General features: G+C 56.5%; 20 protein-coding genes. 14 read left to right on the forward strand and 6 right to left on the reverse strand.

The window, feature by feature from the left end; translation table 11 throughout:
* Positions 1-119 precede the first annotated feature (119 nt).
* The 12 genes from ccoN (at position 120) to ttcA (ending at position 11,210) form a co-directional block, all read left to right on the forward strand.
* The gene (gene ccoN, locus G505_RS0104475) at positions 120-1,577 is read left to right on the forward strand and encodes a cytochrome-c oxidase, cbb3-type subunit I (protein WP_028108491.1); all 1,458 of its coding nucleotides are present in this window, start codon (positions 120-122) and stop codon (positions 1,575-1,577) included.
* Between the two features lie 11 nt (positions 1,578-1,588).
* Positions 1,589-2,200 (forward strand): cytochrome-c oxidase, cbb3-type subunit II, encoded by a 612-nt coding sequence (gene ccoO / locus G505_RS0104480; RefSeq protein WP_028108492.1) that lies wholly within the window; start codon positions 1,589-1,591, stop codon positions 2,198-2,200.
* A gap of 11 nt (positions 2,201-2,211) precedes the next feature.
* Positions 2,212-2,373: a CcoQ/FixQ family Cbb3-type cytochrome c oxidase assembly chaperone gene (locus tag G505_RS0104485; protein WP_028108493.1), complete on the forward strand. Its 162-nt coding sequence runs from the start codon at positions 2,212-2,214 to the stop codon at positions 2,371-2,373.
* Between the two features lie 6 nt (positions 2,374-2,379).
* On the forward strand, positions 2,380-3,339 hold the full coding sequence (ccoP, locus tag G505_RS0104490) for a cytochrome-c oxidase, cbb3-type subunit III (RefSeq protein ID WP_028108494.1): 960 nt from the start codon (positions 2,380-2,382) through the stop codon (positions 3,337-3,339).
* 119 nt (positions 3,340-3,458) lie between these two features.
* A complete protein-coding gene (locus G505_RS0104495; RefSeq protein WP_028108495.1) occupies positions 3,459-3,935 on the forward strand; it encodes a FixH family protein in 477 nt (158 codons plus the stop codon).
* Between the two features lie 12 nt (positions 3,936-3,947).
* Positions 3,948-6,314 (forward strand): heavy metal translocating P-type ATPase, encoded by a 2,367-nt coding sequence (locus G505_RS0104500; protein ID WP_028108496.1) that lies wholly within the window; start codon positions 3,948-3,950, stop codon positions 6,312-6,314.
* Complete coding sequence (ccoS, locus tag G505_RS22670) at positions 6,311-6,469, forward strand: cbb3-type cytochrome oxidase assembly protein CcoS (protein ID WP_084643821.1); 159 nt, start codon at positions 6,311-6,313, stop codon at positions 6,467-6,469. The genes G505_RS0104500 and ccoS overlap by 4 nt, the downstream gene beginning before the upstream one ends.
* The gene (locus G505_RS0104510; protein WP_028108497.1) at positions 6,462-7,151 is read left to right on the forward strand and encodes a sulfite exporter TauE/SafE family protein; all 690 of its coding nucleotides are present in this window, start codon (positions 6,462-6,464) and stop codon (positions 7,149-7,151) included. Before ccoS ends, G505_RS0104510 begins: the two co-directional genes overlap by 8 nt.
* A gap of 59 nt (positions 7,152-7,210) precedes the next feature.
* Complete coding sequence (gene etrA / locus G505_RS0104515; RefSeq protein WP_028108498.1) at positions 7,211-7,957, forward strand: electron transport transcriptional regulator EtrA; 747 nt, start codon at positions 7,211-7,213, stop codon at positions 7,955-7,957.
* A gap of 104 nt (positions 7,958-8,061) precedes the next feature.
* The gene (gene uspE, locus G505_RS0104520) at positions 8,062-8,988 is read left to right on the forward strand and encodes a universal stress protein UspE (RefSeq protein WP_028108499.1); all 927 of its coding nucleotides are present in this window, start codon (positions 8,062-8,064) and stop codon (positions 8,986-8,988) included.
* Between the two features lie 174 nt (positions 8,989-9,162).
* On the forward strand, positions 9,163-10,089 hold the full coding sequence (gene uspE, locus G505_RS0104525; RefSeq protein WP_028108500.1) for a universal stress protein UspE: 927 nt from the start codon (positions 9,163-9,165) through the stop codon (positions 10,087-10,089).
* A 194-nt stretch (positions 10,090-10,283) separates the two neighbouring features.
* Positions 10,284-11,210: a tRNA 2-thiocytidine(32) synthetase TtcA gene (gene ttcA, locus G505_RS0104530; RefSeq protein WP_157509031.1), complete on the forward strand. Its 927-nt coding sequence runs from the start codon at positions 10,284-10,286 to the stop codon at positions 11,208-11,210.
* A gap of 59 nt (positions 11,211-11,269) precedes the next feature.
* On the opposite strand, the gene G505_RS0104535 is transcribed toward ttcA, so the two are convergent.
* On the reverse strand, positions 11,270-12,025 hold the full coding sequence (locus G505_RS0104535; protein ID WP_028108502.1) for a Nif3-like dinuclear metal center hexameric protein: 756 nt from the start codon (positions 12,023-12,025) through the stop codon (positions 11,270-11,272).
* Between the two features lie 292 nt (positions 12,026-12,317).
* Here G505_RS0104535 and G505_RS0104540 point away from each other — a divergent pair, with 292 nt between their 5' ends.
* Positions 12,318-12,659 carry a hypothetical protein gene (locus G505_RS0104540; RefSeq protein ID WP_028108503.1) on the forward strand — a complete coding sequence of 114 codons (342 nt, stop codon included), beginning with the start codon at positions 12,318-12,320 and terminating at the stop codon, positions 12,657-12,659.
* Between the two features lie 116 nt (positions 12,660-12,775).
* Here the strand turns inward: G505_RS0104540 and rplT are convergent, their stop codons facing one another.
* From rplT to thrS, 4 genes are all read right to left on the reverse strand, one after another.
* Complete coding sequence (gene rplT / locus G505_RS0104545) at positions 12,776-13,135, reverse strand: 50S ribosomal protein L20 (RefSeq protein WP_028108504.1); 360 nt, start codon at positions 13,133-13,135, stop codon at positions 12,776-12,778.
* A 17-nt stretch (positions 13,136-13,152) separates the two neighbouring features.
* Positions 13,153-13,350 (reverse strand): 50S ribosomal protein L35, encoded by a 198-nt coding sequence (gene rpmI / locus G505_RS0104550; RefSeq protein ID WP_028108505.1) that lies wholly within the window; start codon positions 13,348-13,350, stop codon positions 13,153-13,155.
* Positions 13,351-13,441: 91 nt separating this feature from the next.
* Positions 13,442-13,984, reverse strand: a complete 543-nt coding sequence (gene infC / locus G505_RS0104555; RefSeq protein ID WP_084643823.1) for a translation initiation factor IF-3 — start codon at positions 13,982-13,984, stop codon at positions 13,442-13,444.
* A 3-nt stretch (positions 13,985-13,987) separates the two neighbouring features.
* On the reverse strand, positions 13,988-15,922 hold the full coding sequence (gene thrS, locus G505_RS0104560; protein WP_028108507.1) for a threonine--tRNA ligase: 1,935 nt from the start codon (positions 15,920-15,922) through the stop codon (positions 13,988-13,990).
* A gap of 286 nt (positions 15,923-16,208) precedes the next feature.
* Here thrS and G505_RS0104565 point away from each other — a divergent pair, with 286 nt between their 5' ends.
* Positions 16,209-16,415, forward strand: coding sequence for a CPXCG motif-containing cysteine-rich protein (locus G505_RS0104565; RefSeq protein WP_028108508.1), 207 nt, complete (start codon positions 16,209-16,211; stop codon positions 16,413-16,415).
* Between the two features lie 151 nt (positions 16,416-16,566).
* Here the strand turns inward: G505_RS0104565 and G505_RS0104570 are convergent, their stop codons facing one another.
* Positions 16,567-17,184: a riboflavin synthase gene (locus G505_RS0104570; protein WP_028108509.1), complete on the reverse strand. Its 618-nt coding sequence runs from the start codon at positions 17,182-17,184 to the stop codon at positions 16,567-16,569.
* Positions 17,185-17,225: the final 41 nt, after the last annotated feature.

The raw sequence follows: 17,225 nt of genomic DNA on the forward strand, positions 1-17,225 counted from the left end.
TTGATGCATATCACGTTAGAGGCGCTGAAACATCGACCGTTCGCGTTAATTTGCATCGGTTTTTGGTTAGCGACATCTGTCGTGGAAGTTAACATGCAATTGCAGTGGAAGCTAAAAATATGAACCTGACCAATACCAGCAACGACTACAACTACACGGTTGTGCGTCAGTTCGCTGTAGTGACCGTCATTTGGGGGATTGTTGGAATGCTGGTGGGGGTGTTTATCGCCGCTCAGCTGATCTGGCCCGCCCTTAACTTTGACATCCCCTGGCTGACCTACAGCCGCCTTCGCCCGTTGCACACCAACGCGGTAATTTTCGCCTTTGGCACCAGTGCCCTGTTTGCCACCTCCTACTATGTGGTCCAGCGCACCTGTCAAACCCGTCTGTTTGCACCCAAGCTCGCCGCCTTCACCTTCTGGGGATGGCAGGCGATCATTGTGGCAGCAGCAATCACTCTGCCGCTGGGTTACAGCACCGCCAAGGAATACGCGGAGCTGGAGTGGCCCATCGACATCGCCATCGCCGTTGTCTGGGTCAGCTACGCCCTGGTGTTCTTCGGTACCCTGATGAAGCGTAAGGTGGCCCACATCTATGTGGCCAACTGGTTCTTCGGCGCCTTCATCATCACCGTTGCTGTGCTGCACATCGTTAACTCCCTGGCTGTGCCTGTGGTGGATACCGCTTCCGGTCTGTGGACCATGAAGTCCTACTCCATCTACGCCGGTGCGGTGGATGCCATGGTGCAGTGGTGGTACGGACACAACGCCGTAGGCTTCCTGCTGACCGCAGGCTTCCTGGGCATGATGTACTACTTTGTGCCTAAGCAGGCCGGCCGCCCGGTCTACTCCTACCGCCTGTCCATCGTGCACTTCTGGGCCCTGATTGCCCTGTACATCTGGGCCGGTCCTCACCACCTGCACTACACCGCCCTGCCCGACTGGACCCAGTCCCTGGGTATGGTGATGTCCCTGATTCTGTTCGCACCTTCCTGGGGCGGCATGATCAACGGCATCATGACCCTGTCTGGCGCCTGGCATAAACTGCGTACCGATCCCATCCTGCGCTTCCTGGTGGTCTCCCTCTCCTTCTACGGTATGTCTACCTTCGAAGGTCCGATGATGTCCATCAAGACCGTCAACGCCCTGTCCCACTACACCGACTGGACTGTGGGTCACGTACACTCCGGCGCACTGGGCTGGGTCGCCATGGTCTCCATCGGTTCTCTGTACCACCTGATCCCCAACCTGTTTGAGCAGGGTCGCATGTACTCCAACAAGCTGGTGAACGTGCACTTCTGGCTGGCCACCATCGGCACCGTGCTGTACATCGTGTCCATGTGGATCTCCGGGGTAATGCAGGGCCTGATGTGGCGTGCGGTGAATGCCGACGGCACCCTGACCTACTCCTTCGTAGAGTCGCTTGAGGCGTCCTATCCGTTCTACTTCGTTCGCTTCCTGGGCGGTGTGTTCTTCGTCACCGGCATGTTGCTGATGGCGTACAACGTATACCGGACCATCACTGCGCCTAAAGGCTCCCTGAACGCCGAGGCGGAACTTCAGCCTCAGGCTGCTTAAGGAGAAGCGCAATGAAATTCAAGCACGAAATTATTGAAAAGAACGTAGGTCTGCTGGCGATCTTCACCATCATTGCCATCAGCTTCGGCGGCCTGGTGCAGATCACTCCCCTGCTGTTTCAAAACGAAACCACCACTCCGGTAACTGGCCTCACGCCCTACACTGCCCTGCAGATGGAAGGCCGCGACGTCTACATCCGTGAAGGGTGCAACTCCTGTCACAGCCAGATGATTCGTCCTTTCCGCTCCGAAACCGAGCGTTACGGTCACTACTCCGTCGCCGGCGAGCACGTCTGGGAGCATCCCTTCCTGTGGGGCTCCAAGCGTACCGGTCCGGATCTGGCCCGTGTCGGCGGCCGTTACTCCGATGACTGGCATCGCGTTCACCTGCGCGATCCCCGTATCGTGGTACCCGAGTCCAACATGCCCGGTTTCCCCTGGCTGGAGGACAACACCCTGGACGGCAAGAGCACCCTGAAGAAACTGCAGATCTTCCGTGACCAGTTCGGCGTACCCTATGGTAACGACGAAGAGCTGAAGAAGGATGTGGAATCCATGAAGGGTAAAACCGAGATGGATGCGCTGATTGCCTACCTGCAGTCTCTGGGAACCGCTCTGAAATAAGGAGGCCTTTGATGGACTATGGAACGTTTCAAGGCATTGTAACCCTTGTTTTATTGCTGATTTTTCTGGCCATCGTGGGCTGGGCCTACAGCGCCCGTCGCAAGCCCGCCTTCGAGGAAGCGGCCAACCTCGTCTTTGACGACGAGCAGAAGCACCAGGGATCTAAGGAGTAATCTCAGATGACCAGCTTTTGGAGTATTTTTATCACCGTGATTACCCTTGGGGTGATTTTCGGTTGTCTTGCACTGCTTATCTGGTGCATGAAGGACAAAATGGGCGTCGAAGAGGGTGAAGGCATGGGCCACACCTTTGACGGCATCGAGGAGGTCAACAATCCTCTGCCCAAGTGGTGGTCCTACATGTTTGTGTTCACCATCGTGTTCGGCCTGGGCTACCTGGCTGCCTACCCCGGTCTGGGTAACTGGAAAGGCTTTCTGGGCTGGACCTCGTCCAACCAGAGCGTGCTCAACATGGACGAGTCCAAAGCCGCTGCCGCCGAGGCCCGTTCCGGTGAGTCCGGCTGGGTTCAGTATGACCAGGAAGTGGTTCTGGCCGACGCCCATTACGGTCCTATCTTTAAGAGCTTTGCCGAGAAGCCCATCGAAGCACTGGTGGCCGACGCCGAAGCCCTGAAGATTGGCCAGCGCCTGTTCTTGCAGAACTGCGCTCAGTGTCACGGCTCCGACGCCAAGGGCGGCCCCGGCTTCCCCAACCTGACCGACGATGCCTGGCTCTACGGCGGCGACCCCGCCACCATCAAGGCCACGCTGCTCAACGGGCGTCGCGGCATGATGCCACCGAAAGGCGGTCTTCCCATCACTGATGAGGAGATTCCTGCGATTGCCGAGTACATCTATGGCCTCAATGGCCGTAAGCACGACGCAGAACTGGCGGCCAAGGGACAAGCGGGCTTCATGAAGGGCTGCTTCGCCTGTCACGGCATGGACGGCAGCGGTAATAAGCTGATGGGTGCCCCCAACCTGACCGACAACTCCTGGGTTTACGGCGGTAGCCGTAAGGTGATCGAGGAGAGCATTCGGGGTGGTCGTGCCGGCGTGATGCCTGCCTGGAAAGACGTATTGGGTGAGGACAAGGTCCACTTGATCACCGCCTACGTCTACAGCCTGAACAAGAAGTAAGTTCCTGCCTGAAAGCCCCGTCGTTCGGCGGGGCTTTTTTTTACTCCCCGATTCACCGGGAATGGTCTCCCGAGAGGGAAACCAGTATCATGGACCCAGTCCATTGGAAGGTACGATAGATGAATAACACCCCCTGGTATAAGCAGTTCTGGCCGTGGTTTCTGATCCTTCTTCCGGGATCCGTTGTCATCGCGGCTCTGATTACCATCAAGATCGCCACCGACAACCCCGTCGCCCTGGTGGCCGAGGATTACTACAAGAAAGGTAAGGCGATCAATCAGGACCTCTCCCGCATCACTCAGGCACGCAACCTGGGTATGGTGTTTGAGCTGAAACAGGATGGCGAACAGCTGGTTCTGGTACAGCACGGCGGTCCCGCATCCGGCGCGGCCCTGGAGATTGAGTTCCACCACACCACCCTGCCCCAGCATGACCTGACCCAGATGGTGACCCAGGATGCCCTGGGCCGTTACCTGCTGCCTGCAGACCGGTTGGTCGACGGCAAATGGCAGGTGATGATCGACGCCCACGACCAGAGCTGGCGTCTGCAGAAGCGTCTGCAGCTGCCCCTGAGCAACTCCGTCTGGTTCCAGTAACAGGGGGCGAATTTGAGCAGTAACGCCTGTTTCCACTGCGGACAACCTGTGCCGTTGTCCGCAGATTTTTCCGTCACCATAGATGCTCAACTGCGCCAGATGTGCTGCCCCGGCTGTGCCGCCGTGGCCCAGACCATCTGCGACGCCGGCCTCGGCGACTACTACCACTACCGAACCGAATCCGGCAGCAAGCAGAGCCTGGATGCCCTCATGGCGCAGCTGGACGCCTATGATCTGGAGGCGGTGCAACAGGAGTTTGTTGCCCACGAAGGGGACACCCACTCTGTGGTTCTCTCGGTACAGGGGATCAGTTGTGCGGCCTGTGCCTGGCTGATTGAGCGCCACTTCCGCAAACTGGCCGGCATCCACCGCATCAATGTCAATACCACCACCATGCGCGCCACCGTCAGCTGGTATCCGGACAAGATCAAGCTGTCCGAGATCCTCAATCAGCTGGCCAGCATAGGCTACCCCTCTACCCCATTCCAGCCCGATGCCAAAGAGCAGACCTACGCCCACAGCGCCAGGCAGTTCCTGTTCCGCCTGGGGCTGGCGGGTATGGCCACCATGCAGGTGATGATGCTGGCTGTTGCCCTCTACATGGGCTACTTCACCGAACTCGACCCCATCTACCGCGACTATTTCCGCTGGGTCTCTCTGCTGTTTGCCACCCCGGTGGCCCTCTATTCGGCCCAGCCCTTCTACTTCAGCGCCCTGAGGGCCCTGATGTCGATGCGGGTGAATATGGACGTGCCGGTCTCCATCGCCATCCTCGGTGCTTTCAGCGCCAGCTGTGTGGCCACCTTCAAGGGGACCGGAGAGGTCTACTTCGAATCCGTCTCCATGTTCACCTTCTTCCTGCTGCTGGGACGGTTCCTGGAGCAGCGAGCCAGGCGAAAAGCCGCGGAGTCCGCATCGAACCTGCATCGGCTGGTCCCTTTGACGGCAGAGCTGATCACCGATGAGGGACATGACCAGGTGGCCGCCAAGACCCTCAAGGTGGGCGACCGCTGCCTGGTGCGTCCTGGCGAAGCGATCCCCGCCGATGCGGAGCTGCTCTCCACCCTGGCGGCCGTGGACGAATCCATGCTCACCGGAGAGCAGGAGCCTGTGACCAAGCGCGTCGGTGACCCGCTCTATGGCGGCAGCGTCAACTTTGATCAGAGCATCGAGATCCGGGTCAGCCAGGTCGGCACCGAGCAGCTGATTCACACCATAGTGCGAATGCAGGAGCAGGCGGCCCAGGAGAAGCCGGATATCGCCCGCCTGGCAGACAAGGTGGCCCGTTATTTCGTTCCCGGCGTACTGACCCTCTCTGCCCTTACCTACCTGGTCTGGCACTTTATCGACCCCAGCCAGGCGTTCTGGGTCACCTTGTCGGTGCTGGTGGCGACCTGCCCCTGTGCCTTGTCTCTGGCGACCCCTGCGGCCCTGACCTGTGGCAGCAATGCTCTGCGCAATCACGGTCTGCTCTCCCGAAGCTCCCGGGTGCTTGAAGCCCTGCCCAAGGTGGATACCCTGCTGTTCGATAAGACCGGTACCCTGACCCAGGGCAACTGGTCGCTGACTGCCAAACAGAGTCTGGATGGCCAACCGGTTGAACAACACCTGGCGCTGGTGGCTGCCCTGGAGCGGACCAGCAGCCACCCTCTGGCACAGGCGTTTCATGACTTTGACGATCCCTGTTTGAAGGTGGCCAACCTGGAGCATGTCCCCGGGGGCGGCCTCCAGGGAGAGGTAGATGGCGTCCGCTATCGGGTGGGCCACAGTCGTTTTGTGGGGCTGGAACAGCGTGACGACCGTCTTTGGCTTGGCAGTGACCAGGGTCCTCTGGCCTGGTTTCAGCTGCAGGACACCCTGCGAGAAGACGCTGCCGTAACCCTGGCTCAGCTTCAGGATCAGGGGCTGCGCTGTGAGATGCTCAGCGGTGACCCCAGTCCGGCGGCAAAAGAGCTGGCCAGGACCTTGAAGATGGACGACTGCCACCATGGCGTCACGCCATCCGAGAAGCACGATTACCTCAAGCAGCTTCAGGAAAAAGGGCACAAAGTAGCCATGTTTGGCGATGGCGTCAATGACGCGCCCGTGCTGGCCGGAGCCGATCTGTCCATCGCCATGGGCGCCGGCACCGAACTGGCCAAGAGCAGCGCCGATCTGGTGCTGTTGGGTGACCGGCTCGGGCCTGTGGTGGATGGGATAGCCATTGCCAGAAAGACGGTTCGGGTGATTCGTCAGAACCTGGTTTGGGCTCTGGGGTATAATCTGGCCATTCTGCCCCTGGCGGTGTGCGGTCTGGTGCCCCCCTATATCGCCGCCATTGGCATGTCGGCCAGTTCCCTGATCGTGGTCGGTAACAGCGTGAGACTACTAAAACTATGAGCATTATCTTTACCCTTATCCCCGTCGCCATCCTGTTTGTCATTATCGCGGTGATGGTGTTCTTCTGGGCGGTGAAGTCTGATCAGTTTGAGGATCTGGACCGACAGGGATCCAGCATCCTGTTTGACGACGAACAGAAACATCGCGATGAATGACCTCAGCGTGTGGGCGGCCCTCTCCATTGGGCTGCTTGGCTCGGCCCACTGCGTCGGCATGTGCGGCGGCATCATGGCCGCACTCAGCCACGGTCTCCCCGCCAGGGATCAGATGAACCTGGGTAAGCGTATGACGCTGCTCGGCGCCTACAATCTGGGCAGGGTGGTCAGTTACGCCGCCGCCGGCGCCCTACTGGCCTCCTTGGCCGGCGGGATTGGGGTGCTGTTCGGGGTGGATCACTGGTTGACCGGATTGCGGTTTATTGCCGGCATCATGCTGATTCTGATGGGGCTCTATCTGGCCAACTTCTCTTCGGCTCTGGTGACGGTGGAACGATTGGGCAAGCCGCTTTGGCGTCGCCTGGCCCCCATGGCGCGCAACCAGTTGCCGGTTACCTCCCCGGCCAAGGCGTTGGCGGCGGGCATGCTCTGGGGCTGGCTTCCCTGCGGCCTGGTCTACTCCACGCTCATCTGGGCGCTTTCCCTCGGCAGCCTCGCCGACACGGTACTGGCGATGACCCTCTTCGGGCTGGGCACGCTTCCCAGCATGTTCCTGGTCGGCGCTGCCGCAGACGCGTTTAAAAAAGTTTTGGTTAACAAAGGGTTCAAAATAGTAAGCGCCCTTCTGTTGATCGGTTACGGTGTGCACACCCTGGTCATTGCGCTAGGTCAATTTTTCTAGCGTCGAGAGAATGTTTTGGTTTAACATGTGTAGTGAGTTGACCCAATCGGGAAAGAGCCTTGGATAACAATCGCGCTAAAAGGACGGCGTTCGGTGGCTGTGCCATTCACTGCCATGATTGCAGCATGTCGGAACTCTGCATCCCGTTCACGCTCAATGCCAATGAGCTGGACAAGCTAGACGCCATCATCGAACGAAAGAAGCCCATTCAGAAGGGTGAGATCCTGATTCAGTCGGGAGAGCCCCTAAAGAGTCTGTTTGCCATCCGATCGGGCACCATTAAATCCTATACCATCACGGAAAACGGCGACGAACAGATCACCGGCTTCCACCTCGCCGGAGACGTCATCGGCTTCGACGGCATCCACTCCGAACAGCACCAGAGCTTCGCCCAGGCTCTGGAAACCGCCATGGTGTGTGAAATTCCCTATGAGACTCTGGATCAGCTCAGTGGCGCCATGCCCAGACTGCGCCAGCAGATCATGAGGCTGATGAGCAATGAGATCATGGGCGACCAGGAGATGATTTTGCTGCTGTCCAAGAAGAACGCCGAGGAGCGCCTCGCCGCCTTCATCAGCAACCTGGCCAAGCGGTTTGGAAATCGCGGCTTCTCCAGCCGTGAGTTCCGCCTGACCATGACCCGGGGCGACATCGGCAACTACCTGGGTCTCACCGTTGAGACCATCAGTCGCCTGCTCGGCCGCTTCCAAAAGTCCGGTCTTATTGAGGTGAAAGGCAAATACATCACCATTCTCGATTTAGAGAGATTGTCGGATCTGGCGGGCAACGCCCGCATCGCACGATAAAAACAGGGGCACCGCGAGGTGCCCTTTCTGTTTCTAAGATTCGCGAACTGGCCCATTTTGTTCTAGAACAAACAGTGCAGTGTCCGAAATCTGACGAGGCAGTTATGAGCAGCAAACGACTCCTAGTGGTTGTCGACCCGGACAGGGTTGAACAACCTGCGCTGGATCGGGCTCTTCACATGGCCCGCGCAACTGGCGCCCCCATCACTCTGTTTTCCGTGATCTTTAACCTCTCCTACGAGAAAACCGCCCTACTTTCCAAGACCGAACGTGAAGCCCTTCGTGAAGGATTGATTGAAAAGCACCATCGCCAGGTCGAAGAATTGGTGGCCCCGTTACAACAACAGGGAATCAATGTCGAAGCCAAGGTGGAGTGGCACGACCGCCCCTTTGAAGCGATCATCCGTTATGTCCTCGATAACGATATCTCCTATATCGTCAAAAGTACCCAGGAGGGCAGCGGCCGACTGACCGCCACCTTCTTTACCCCCACCGACTGGCACCTGATCCGTAAGGCACCGGTGCCGGTATTGATGGTCAAAGACCATGACTGGCCGAAAAATGGCAAGATTCTGGCGGCCATCGACATCGATGCCGAAGACAAGGTGCACCAGGAACTCAATGAACGCATCATCCAGAACTGCAACAACCTGGCTGAGCTCATCGATGCCAAGGTGCACCTGGTCAACGGTTATCCCGGTTTGCCGGACAACCTGTTTATCGAGCAACCGGAGTTCAATAACCTCGGCTTCAATATCTCGGTGAGCAAACAGCATCAGGAGCATCTGGAGGAGCTTGGCAGCAAGTACGGCATCCCTGCGGACCAGTGTCATGCCCGCCAGGGCGACCCCGAAGAGGTGATTGTGGCTGTGTCCCAGGACATCGACGCCGAGCTGGTGGTGCTGGGCACCATAGGCGAGCAGGGGATCACCGCCACTTTGCTGGGCAGCACTGCAGAACATGTCATCTACAACATAGGCTGCGACCTTCTCGCCCTGAAACCGGGGTCCTTCAATTCTCCACTTGCCTGAAACTGAGGGGGCGACTGCCCCCTTTTCTATCTGAATAAACCTTTGAAATTTAGTTGGAAGTGATACTCTAGATTTAGGAGTGAGCCACAAAGGGCTCCGTTGATCTGAAACAAAGGAATGACCCACCCTTCCATGCAACGATGTTGGTGAGGGACACAAAGTTAGGAGAGCTTTATGAGCAGCGAACGATTTCTTGTTGTCATCGATCCCAGCCGGGATGATCAACCTGCGCTGGAAAGGGCGGCCCACCTGGCCCGCTGTGCCGGAGCCCGATTAACCCTCTTCCTCAGCATCTTCGATTTTTCCTATGAGATGACCTCCATGTTGTCCCAGGAGGAGAGAGATGCCATGAGAAATGGTGTGGTGACACAGCGGCGTAAATGGCTGGAACAGCTGGCCGAGCCTCTGGTTGCCGACGGACTGGACGTGAACTTTGACGTGGTGTGGCACAACCGTCCTTTCGAGAGCATCATCAACCATGTTCTCAACAACGACATTGCCTACATCATTAAGAGCACCCATGCCCACGACAAGCTCAAGTCGGTGATCTTTACTCCCACCGACTGGCACCTGTTGCGCAAGGCGCCGGTGCCTGTCCTGCTGGTGAAAGAGCACGATTGGCCGGCAGATGGCAATATCCTGGCTGCCGTAAACGTCGCCGCCGACGATGAAGAGCATCAGGAGCTCAACGATCGTATCGTCTCCAACGCCGTGAAGCTGGCCACGGTGATCGACGCCCGAGTGCACCTGGTCAATGGCTACCCCGGTACCCCGGTGAATATTGCCATCGAATTGCCGGATTTCGATGCGCACGCCTACAACCAGTCCATCAAGCAGCATCATACCCAACGCATCGAAGCACTGGCGGAGCGGCATGGCATTGACCACAAACGCTGCCATGTGTTGGAAGGACTGCCCGAAGACGTGATTCCCGAGTTGGCCAGAGAGCTGGACGCGGAGCTGGTGATGCTGGGCACCGTTGGACGCAGCGGTCTGTCCGCGGCCCTGATTGGCAACACCGCCGAGCACGTCATCGACAGCTTGAATTGCGATCTGGTGGCCTTTAAACCCAAGAGCTTTGTATGCCCATTGGCGGACTGATTCGCCGTTTCTGCACGCGCAGCGCTTAGTGAGATGGCGTGTGCGCAGACAAAGTGAGCACCACCTGGCGCATTCCAGCTCCAGAGCCTGAAAAGACGCGGCACGAGCCGCGTTTTTTTATGGCAGAGCCTTTACCCGCCCTCCCCTAACGGGGATAATGCCAGCCCCAAATTGACAGCATATTGAGGTATGGAGTGGAACTTACCCAGAAGCAGAAAACCCGCCTGAACAAACTGCAGAAACGCCTTCGTCGTGAGGTGGGCAGTGCCATTGAAGATTACCGTATGATTGAAGATGGCGATGTGGTGATGGTGTGCCTCTCCGGTGGTAAGGACAGCTACACCATGCTGGACATTCTGCTGAATCTGCAGCACCGTGCCCCCGTTGATTTCACGCTGGTGGCGGTCAACCTGGATCAGAAGCAGCCAGGCTTTCCGGAAGATGTGCTGCCGGCCTATCTGGACAGCCTGGGTGTGGCCTACCACATCCTGGAGAAAGACACCTACTCCATCGTCAAGGACAAGATCCCCGAGGGCAAGACCACCTGTTCTCTGTGTTCCAGGCTGCGCCGGGGTACCCTCTATGGGTTTGCCCAAAGAATTGGCGCCACCAAGATCGCCCTGGGCCACCACAGGGATGACATGATTGAGACGCTGTTCCTCAACATGTTCTTCGGCGGCAAGCTGAAATCGATGCCACCAAAACTGCTGTCTGACGATGGCGCCAACGTGGTGATTCGCCCCCTGGCTTATGCCCGGGAAAAAGACATCAGCGAATACGCCGAGCTGAAATCCTTCCCTATCATCCCCTGCAATCTGTGTGGCTCTCAGGAAAATCTGAAGCGCAAGCAGGTGAAAGAGATGCTCAAAGGCTGGGACAAGCAGTTCCCCGGGCGAATCGAAACCATCTTTACCGCCATGCAGAATGTCGCGCCCTCCCAGTTGGTGGACCGTGGACTGTTTAACTTTACCGAACTCAGGGCCGATCCCAACGCGGCCCCCAGCGGTGAGGTCGCCGAAGCGGATCTGCCCGCGTTTGATTTCTTTGATGCGGACAACAGCGGTCACATCGACCTGGACCAGGCCAGTCGCATCGATGTGGTTCAGGTGCACCAGCCGTAACGGGCGGGTGAAGCTGTGACAAAAAAAGGGCGCCATCCGGCGCCCTTTTCACTCTGGGATCAAACCGGATTGTCGCAATCAACAAAGGTCACTTTCAGTCCATGGTGCTCAGTCAGGTACTGGCCTAACGCCTGGACGCCACCCCGTTCGGTGGCGTGGTGACCGGCGGCAAAATAACTGACGCCCTGCTCCTTAGCACTGTAGTAGGTGCGCTCCGCCACTTCACCGGAGAGATAGCCGTCGAGGTTCAGACTGGCCGCCAGGTCGATGTAATCTGGCGCCCCGCCAGTGCAGATCCCAAAGGTGGCAATCTTCCTGTCATGGCCACTGATGCACAAAGGAGTTCGTCCCAGGGCGCGTTCGATTCGTTGGCACAACTCCGTTTCCGACACCGGTGTCTCAAACCTGCCCCAGACCGGAACGGAGAGCTCATTGCCTTGCTCCATCGGGCCACACAGTGTTAACCCCAAGGCCTGTGCGAGCCGGGCATTGTTCCCCAAAGTGGGGTGAGCATCCAGAGGAAGGTGGTAACCGATGAGATTGATGTTGTTGTCCAGCAGCGCTTTGATGCGCTGTCGCTTCATGCCGGTGATCACCGGGTTTTCCCCTTTCCAGAAATAACCGTGATGCACCAGCAGGGTATCCGCGCCCAATTCGATGGCGGCATTGATGGCCTCCTGGCCTGCGGTGACCGCAGTGACAACATGGGACACCTCATCGCGTCCCTCCACCTGCAGGCCGTTGGGCGCATAGTCCTTGAACTTCCAAGGGGTCAACAGCTGGTCCAGGGCGTCTATTAGCTCAACTCTTTTCATCTTTCTTCAATTCGTATGCTGGGGAATAAGTTTAGTGTACTTGGTTCCACGGAGGGTTTTCCAATATTTAGCCCTGCTCTTCAATAGCGTCAAAACAGCAGCCGATGGCCATTGTCTATAGAACTAATTGCCAGGAACTTGGTCAGTCGGTCAAAACCTGAGTTTTAACGGGGGAAATCGCAAATCCGCTGATTTTTTGTGGCATTTATTAGACAAATTGCCCCAAAATCGGTATAAAGACAGGCTGAAATATCAGCCCGAGTCGGCGAAAAGACAAAGGTTTTAAAACAATATGTCCAAACTGAATAAGGAAGAGGTACTGCAGCAACTCAATGATGCGTACCTGGCGAAACACGGTAAGACCCCTGAGATCGAGCAAAAAGGCAGCTGGTTCAAAGTAGATGGCGGTAAGTCTCTGCGTCTGGGTGATCTGGCTGACATGGTTAAAGAGCTGACTGGCGGCGCAGAGTCCGTAGACGCAGCCCCGAAAGCCGAGCCAAAGAAGAGCGAGCCTGCTAAAAAAGCCGCTCCGAAAAAGGCGGCCAAAGTAAGTGGCAACGGCGGCATGTCCCCCAAGCAATTGTGGGCTCAAAAGCTGGCTCAGGGCAGCACCCTGCCCCGCGGTCACCGCTGATAAAGAATAATAAAAAAGCCGGCATCAGCCGGCTTTTTTATTGTCTGATATTCAACAATATTCAGATATTAAAAAAGGGACCCTAGGGTCCCTTTTCCTGTCCAGGTAAGAAAAACTTACTTGGCCAGAGCCTCTTTCGCTTTTTCTACCAGGGCAGTAAATACTACCTTGTCGAATACGGCGATGTCGGCCAGGATCTTACGATCGATCTCAACAGAAGCTTTCTTCAGACCGTTGATGAAACGGCTGTAAGACATGCCGTTCTGACGAGCAGCAGCGTTGATACGGGCGATCCACAGCTGACGGAACTGACGCTTTTTCTGGCGACGGTCACGATAAGCGTATTGACCAGCCTTGGTAACAGCTTGAACTGCTACACGATAGACACGGCTACGGGCACCGTAGTAGCCTTTAGCCTGCTTGAGTACTTTCTTGTGACGAGCACGAGCGGTCACACCGCGTTTTACACGAGCCATGTTTTAATCCCTCCCAATTAGGCGTACGGCAGCATGGTGCGGATCTGAGCCACGTCAGACTTAGCAACCATTTGCTTGGAGCGCAGGTGACGCTTGCGCTTGGTGGACTTCTTGGTCAGGATGTGACGCAGGTGAGACTGCTTGCGCTTGAAACCGCCGGAGGCAGTTTTCTTGAAACGCTTAGCAGCACCTTTATTGGTTTTCAGCTTAGGCATTCTAAACTCCGCATTGTAAATAAAAAATAGAACTGCAAGGCGAACAAAAACAGCCCAGTCAGCGACTGGGCTGAGTTGTTACTTGGAAGCCTTACTGTTTCTTCTTTGGCGCGAGGACCATCACCGCCTGGCGACCTTCCACTTTAGGGAAAGCCTCCACCTGGGCCAGTTCTGCCAAATCGTCTTTGATACGATTGAGCAGCTTCAGTCCCAGATCCTGGTGGGCCATTTCGCGACCTCGGAAACGCAGCGTAATTTTCGCTTTGTCTCCGTCTTCCAAGAAGCGAGTCAGGTTGCGTAGTTTTACCTGATAGTCGCCTTCATCGGTTCCAGGACGGAATTTGACTTCCTTAACCTGAATCCGCTTGGTCTTTTTACGCTGTTCCTTTTGGTTTTTAGCCTGTTCGTAAAGGAACTTACCGTAGTCCATGATCCGGCATACCGGTGGCTCCGCGTTGGGACTGATCTCTACCAGATCCATCCCTGCTTCCTGGGCTCGCTCTGCCGCTTCACGACCGGAAACGATACCCGCTTGCTCACCGTCAGCATCAATCAGTCGAACTTCGCGTGCACGAATTTCACCGTTGATGCGAGTTTGGTCCTTGGCCGGACCTTGCTTTTTTCCGCCTTTTATAGCTTATTCCTCCAGCAATTTCAGACTACGGTCGTTGATTTCGTTCTGGATCTGCTCAATCATCTTGTCGACTTTGATGCTACCCAAATCAACGCCATCGCGTGTACGCACCGCCACCTCGCCATTTTCGACCTCTTTGTCTCCAACGACAAGCAGATACGGGGTGCGCTTTAAAGTATGTTCGCGGATTTTAAAGCCAATCTTCTCGTTTCTCAAGTCCGCCTTGGCACGAATTCCCGAGTTTTTGAGCGCTTGGACAGTTTTTTCCACGTAATCGGCTTGTTTATCGGTGATATTCATCACCACCGCCTGTACCGGCGCCAGCCAGGTGGGCAGTTTACCCGCGTACTCTTCGATCAGGATACCGATAAAGCGCTCGAGGGAACCCAGAATGGCCCGATGGATCATCACAGGTACTTTACGACTGTTGTCTTCACTCACGTAGCTGACGTCCAGGCGCTCGGGCTGAGGCATGGAGAAGTCCAGCTGAATGGTGCCGCACTGCCAGGCGCGGTCCAGACAATCGTGCAGGGTAAACTCAATCTTGGGACCGTAGAAGGCGCCCTCACCCGGCTGCAGTTCATAGCTTAGACCATTGGCTTCGAGAGCCTCGGCCAGAGACTGCTCTGCCTTGTCCCACAGGTCATCGGCACCGATGCGCTGCTCGGGGCGGGTGGACAGCTTCACGTCGATCTCTTCGAAGCCGAAGGTCTTGTAGGTGTCATACACCATCTGGATGCAGGCGGTGACTTCATCCAGGATCTGCTCATCGGTACAGAAGACGTGAGCGTCGTCCTGGGTAAAGGAGCGCACGCGCATCAGACCGTGCAAAGAGCCCGACGGCTCATTACGGTGAACCAGACCGAATTCCGCCATACGGTATGGCAGGTCGCGGTAGGACTTCAGGCCCTGCTTGAAGATCTGCAGGTGGCCTGGGCAGTTCATCGGCTTCACCGCGTAGGTACGCTTCTCAGACTCGGTGGCGAAGATCATCTCAGAGTACTTGTCCCAGTGACCGGAACGTTCCCACATCACCTTGTCCATCACCAGAGGAGTACGAACCTCTTCGTAGCCGTACTTGTCCAGCTGGGTGCGCATAAACCCTTCCAGCTCTTTGTAGATGGTCCAGCCGTCGTTGTGCCAGAACACCATACCCGGTGCTTCTTCCTGCCAGTGGAACAGATCCAGGGCTTTACCGATCTTGCGGTGATCGCGCTTGGCGGCTTCCTCAAGACGGACCAGGTGGGCCTTAAGCTGCTTCTTGTCGCCCCATGCTGTGCCGTAGATGCGCTGAAGCATCTTGTTGTCGGAGTCGCCGCGCCAGTATGCGCCGGCCACATTCATCAGTTTGAAGTGGTGGCAGAACTTCATGTTTGGCACGTGAGGTCCGCGGCACATGTCCACGTACTCTTCGTGATGATAGAGACCGGGCTGGTCGTCACGGCTGACGTTTTCATCCAGGATCTCAACTTTATAGGCTTCGCCCCGGGCGTCAAAAGTATCCCGGGCTTCCTGCCAGCTAACGCGCTTTTTCACCACATCGTAGTTGGTTTTGGCCAGCTGAAGCATGCGCTTCTCCAGGGCATCGATATCCTCCTGGGTCAGCTTGTGCTCCAGGTCGATGTCATAGTAGAAGCCGTTGTCGATGGTGGGACCGATGGCCATTTTGGCGTCGGGCCACAGTTGCTTCAGGGCGTGGCCCAGCAGGTGGGCACAGGAGTGGCGAATGATCTCCAGACCATCTTCATCCTTGACAGTGATGATGGACAGCTCGCTGTCCTGGTCCATGATCTCGCAGGCATCGACGCGCTCCCCGTTGATGCGGCCGGCGATGCACGCCTTGGCCAGACCAGGACCGATGTCGCTGGCTACGTCCATTACGGATACGGGGGTGTCGAATTCGCGTTTGCTACCGTCTGGCAGGGTAATAACTGGCATTTAGACTCTCCACAGTGGTGATCCACACAAAAGATCACATGCATAGAATTGAAAAGAGGTCGGTTTTCAGACCGGAGCCATTTGGCAAGGTATTCGCCTTACAGGGCAAACAGTGCTCGCAACGGCGCTCGGTCCAACCGGCGAAGGCAGTAGTATAGAAAGGCGCAGCCTCCATTACAAATGAAATAGAGTTCAGTAACCTGCTATTTCATCTGCAGTAGTTCAAGGTAAAAACCCCTGGGGTAACTTACACTTGAATTAGATTAATAAAAGAGGAGTCGTCGCCATGAGAACCGATGCCTTCTATCAAAGCATTCGCTGCCCCCATTGTGGTCATGATACCGCCGTGGCGGTGGACGCCAGTGGCGGAGAACAGGATTACTACGAAGATTGTCAGGCCTGCTGCAACGCCATCCACCTGCATCTGGCCATCGATGAGCAGAAGCAGCAGCTGAAGCTTTATGTGGACAGCGATGACGAGCAGTTTTATTAGAGACTGTTGACCCTTGGTGGCTAGTTTTGCGGAAAAGTTGCCCTAACGATCAATTGTGCGTCTAGAGGATGGTCCTAATCGCATTTTATCTAGGTATTTAGGGATGCCCTTCGGGGCCGGCCTAACTCTCTCCACAAAAGACCAACAGTCCCTAGCCAGTCAGCCCCTTTTGCGCCAGGACGCGCTCCACGGTGTCGACGATGGCCTGGGTCTGACTGTCGATCTCAATGTTGAGACGATCGCCCTGTTTGCGCTCACCCAGGGTCGTGATGCTGAGGGTTTCCGGGATTAGGTGGATATCGAAGCCGTCTTCGCGGGTGGCGCCAACGGTGAGGCTGCAGCCGTCGATGGCGACAAACCCCTTGTGCAGGATGTATTTCATCCAGCGAGGCTCCACGGTCAGGCTGATGACGCAATTGGTTTCCGTACGCTCGATCCCGCTGATGGTTGCCTGGGTGTGAACATGGCCGGACACCACGTGGCCCCCGACCTCTTTACCGAACACCAGAGAGCGCTCCAGGTTGACCCTGTCGCCAGCCCGCAGATCCCCCAGGTTGGTGACCTTCAGGGTCTCTTCCATTACGTCAAAAAAGACTCTATTATCGGTCAGTTCAGTCACGGTCAGGCACACCCCGTTATGGGCCACGCTGGCGCCAACCTGCAGATTCTCCCGGTACTGAGGCGGAATCGCCACCTCAAAAGTTCGCAGTTTGTCCCTTTCGATAATGGACGCTACCTTCGCCGTGGTTTGAACAATTCCAGTAAACATACAACTCCAATAATTTTTCGTAGTATCGGACCTTACGCCCT

Source organism: Ferrimonas futtsuensis DSM 18154 (genome assembly GCF_000422645.1).
In the GTDB taxonomy this organism is placed as follows: Bacteria; Pseudomonadota; Gammaproteobacteria; order Enterobacterales; family Shewanellaceae; genus Ferrimonas; species Ferrimonas futtsuensis.

Excerpts from the sequence above, each read along its gene's own strand:
- ccoN (WP_028108491.1), top strand. The coding sequence starts at position 120 with ATGAACCTGACCAATACCAGCAACGACTACAACTACACGGTTGTGCGT.
- ccoO (WP_028108492.1), top strand. The coding sequence starts at position 1,589 with ATGAAATTCAAGCACGAAATTATTGAAAAGAACGTAGGTCTGCTGGCG.
- G505_RS0104485 (WP_028108493.1), top strand. The coding sequence starts at position 2,212 with ATGGACTATGGAACGTTTCAAGGCATTGTAACCCTTGTTTTATTGCTG.
- ccoP (WP_028108494.1), top strand. The coding sequence starts at position 2,380 with ATGACCAGCTTTTGGAGTATTTTTATCACCGTGATTACCCTTGGGGTG.
- G505_RS0104495 (WP_028108495.1), top strand. The coding sequence starts at position 3,459 with ATGAATAACACCCCCTGGTATAAGCAGTTCTGGCCGTGGTTTCTGATC.
- ccoS (WP_084643821.1), top strand. The coding sequence starts at position 6,311 with ATGAGCATTATCTTTACCCTTATCCCCGTCGCCATCCTGTTTGTCATT.
- G505_RS0104510 (WP_028108497.1), top strand. The coding sequence starts at position 6,462 with ATGAATGACCTCAGCGTGTGGGCGGCCCTCTCCATTGGGCTGCTTGGC.
- uspE (WP_028108499.1), top strand. The coding sequence starts at position 8,062 with ATGAGCAGCAAACGACTCCTAGTGGTTGTCGACCCGGACAGGGTTGAA.
- uspE (WP_028108500.1), top strand. The coding sequence starts at position 9,163 with ATGAGCAGCGAACGATTTCTTGTTGTCATCGATCCCAGCCGGGATGAT.
- G505_RS0104535 (WP_028108502.1), bottom strand. The coding sequence starts at position 12,025 with ATGAAAAGAGTTGAGCTAATAGACGCCCTGGACCAGCTGTTGACCCCT.
- G505_RS0104540 (WP_028108503.1), top strand. The coding sequence starts at position 12,318 with ATGTCCAAACTGAATAAGGAAGAGGTACTGCAGCAACTCAATGATGCG.
- rplT (WP_028108504.1), bottom strand. The coding sequence starts at position 13,135 with ATGGCTCGTGTAAAACGCGGTGTGACCGCTCGTGCTCGTCACAAGAAA.
- rpmI (WP_028108505.1), bottom strand. The coding sequence starts at position 13,350 with ATGCCTAAGCTGAAAACCAATAAAGGTGCTGCTAAGCGTTTCAAGAAA.
- thrS (WP_028108507.1), bottom strand. The coding sequence starts at position 15,922 with ATGCCAGTTATTACCCTGCCAGACGGTAGCAAACGCGAATTCGACACC.
- G505_RS0104565 (WP_028108508.1), top strand. The coding sequence starts at position 16,209 with ATGAGAACCGATGCCTTCTATCAAAGCATTCGCTGCCCCCATTGTGGT.
- G505_RS0104570 (WP_028108509.1), bottom strand. The coding sequence starts at position 17,184 with ATGTTTACTGGAATTGTTCAAACCACGGCGAAGGTAGCGTCCATTATC.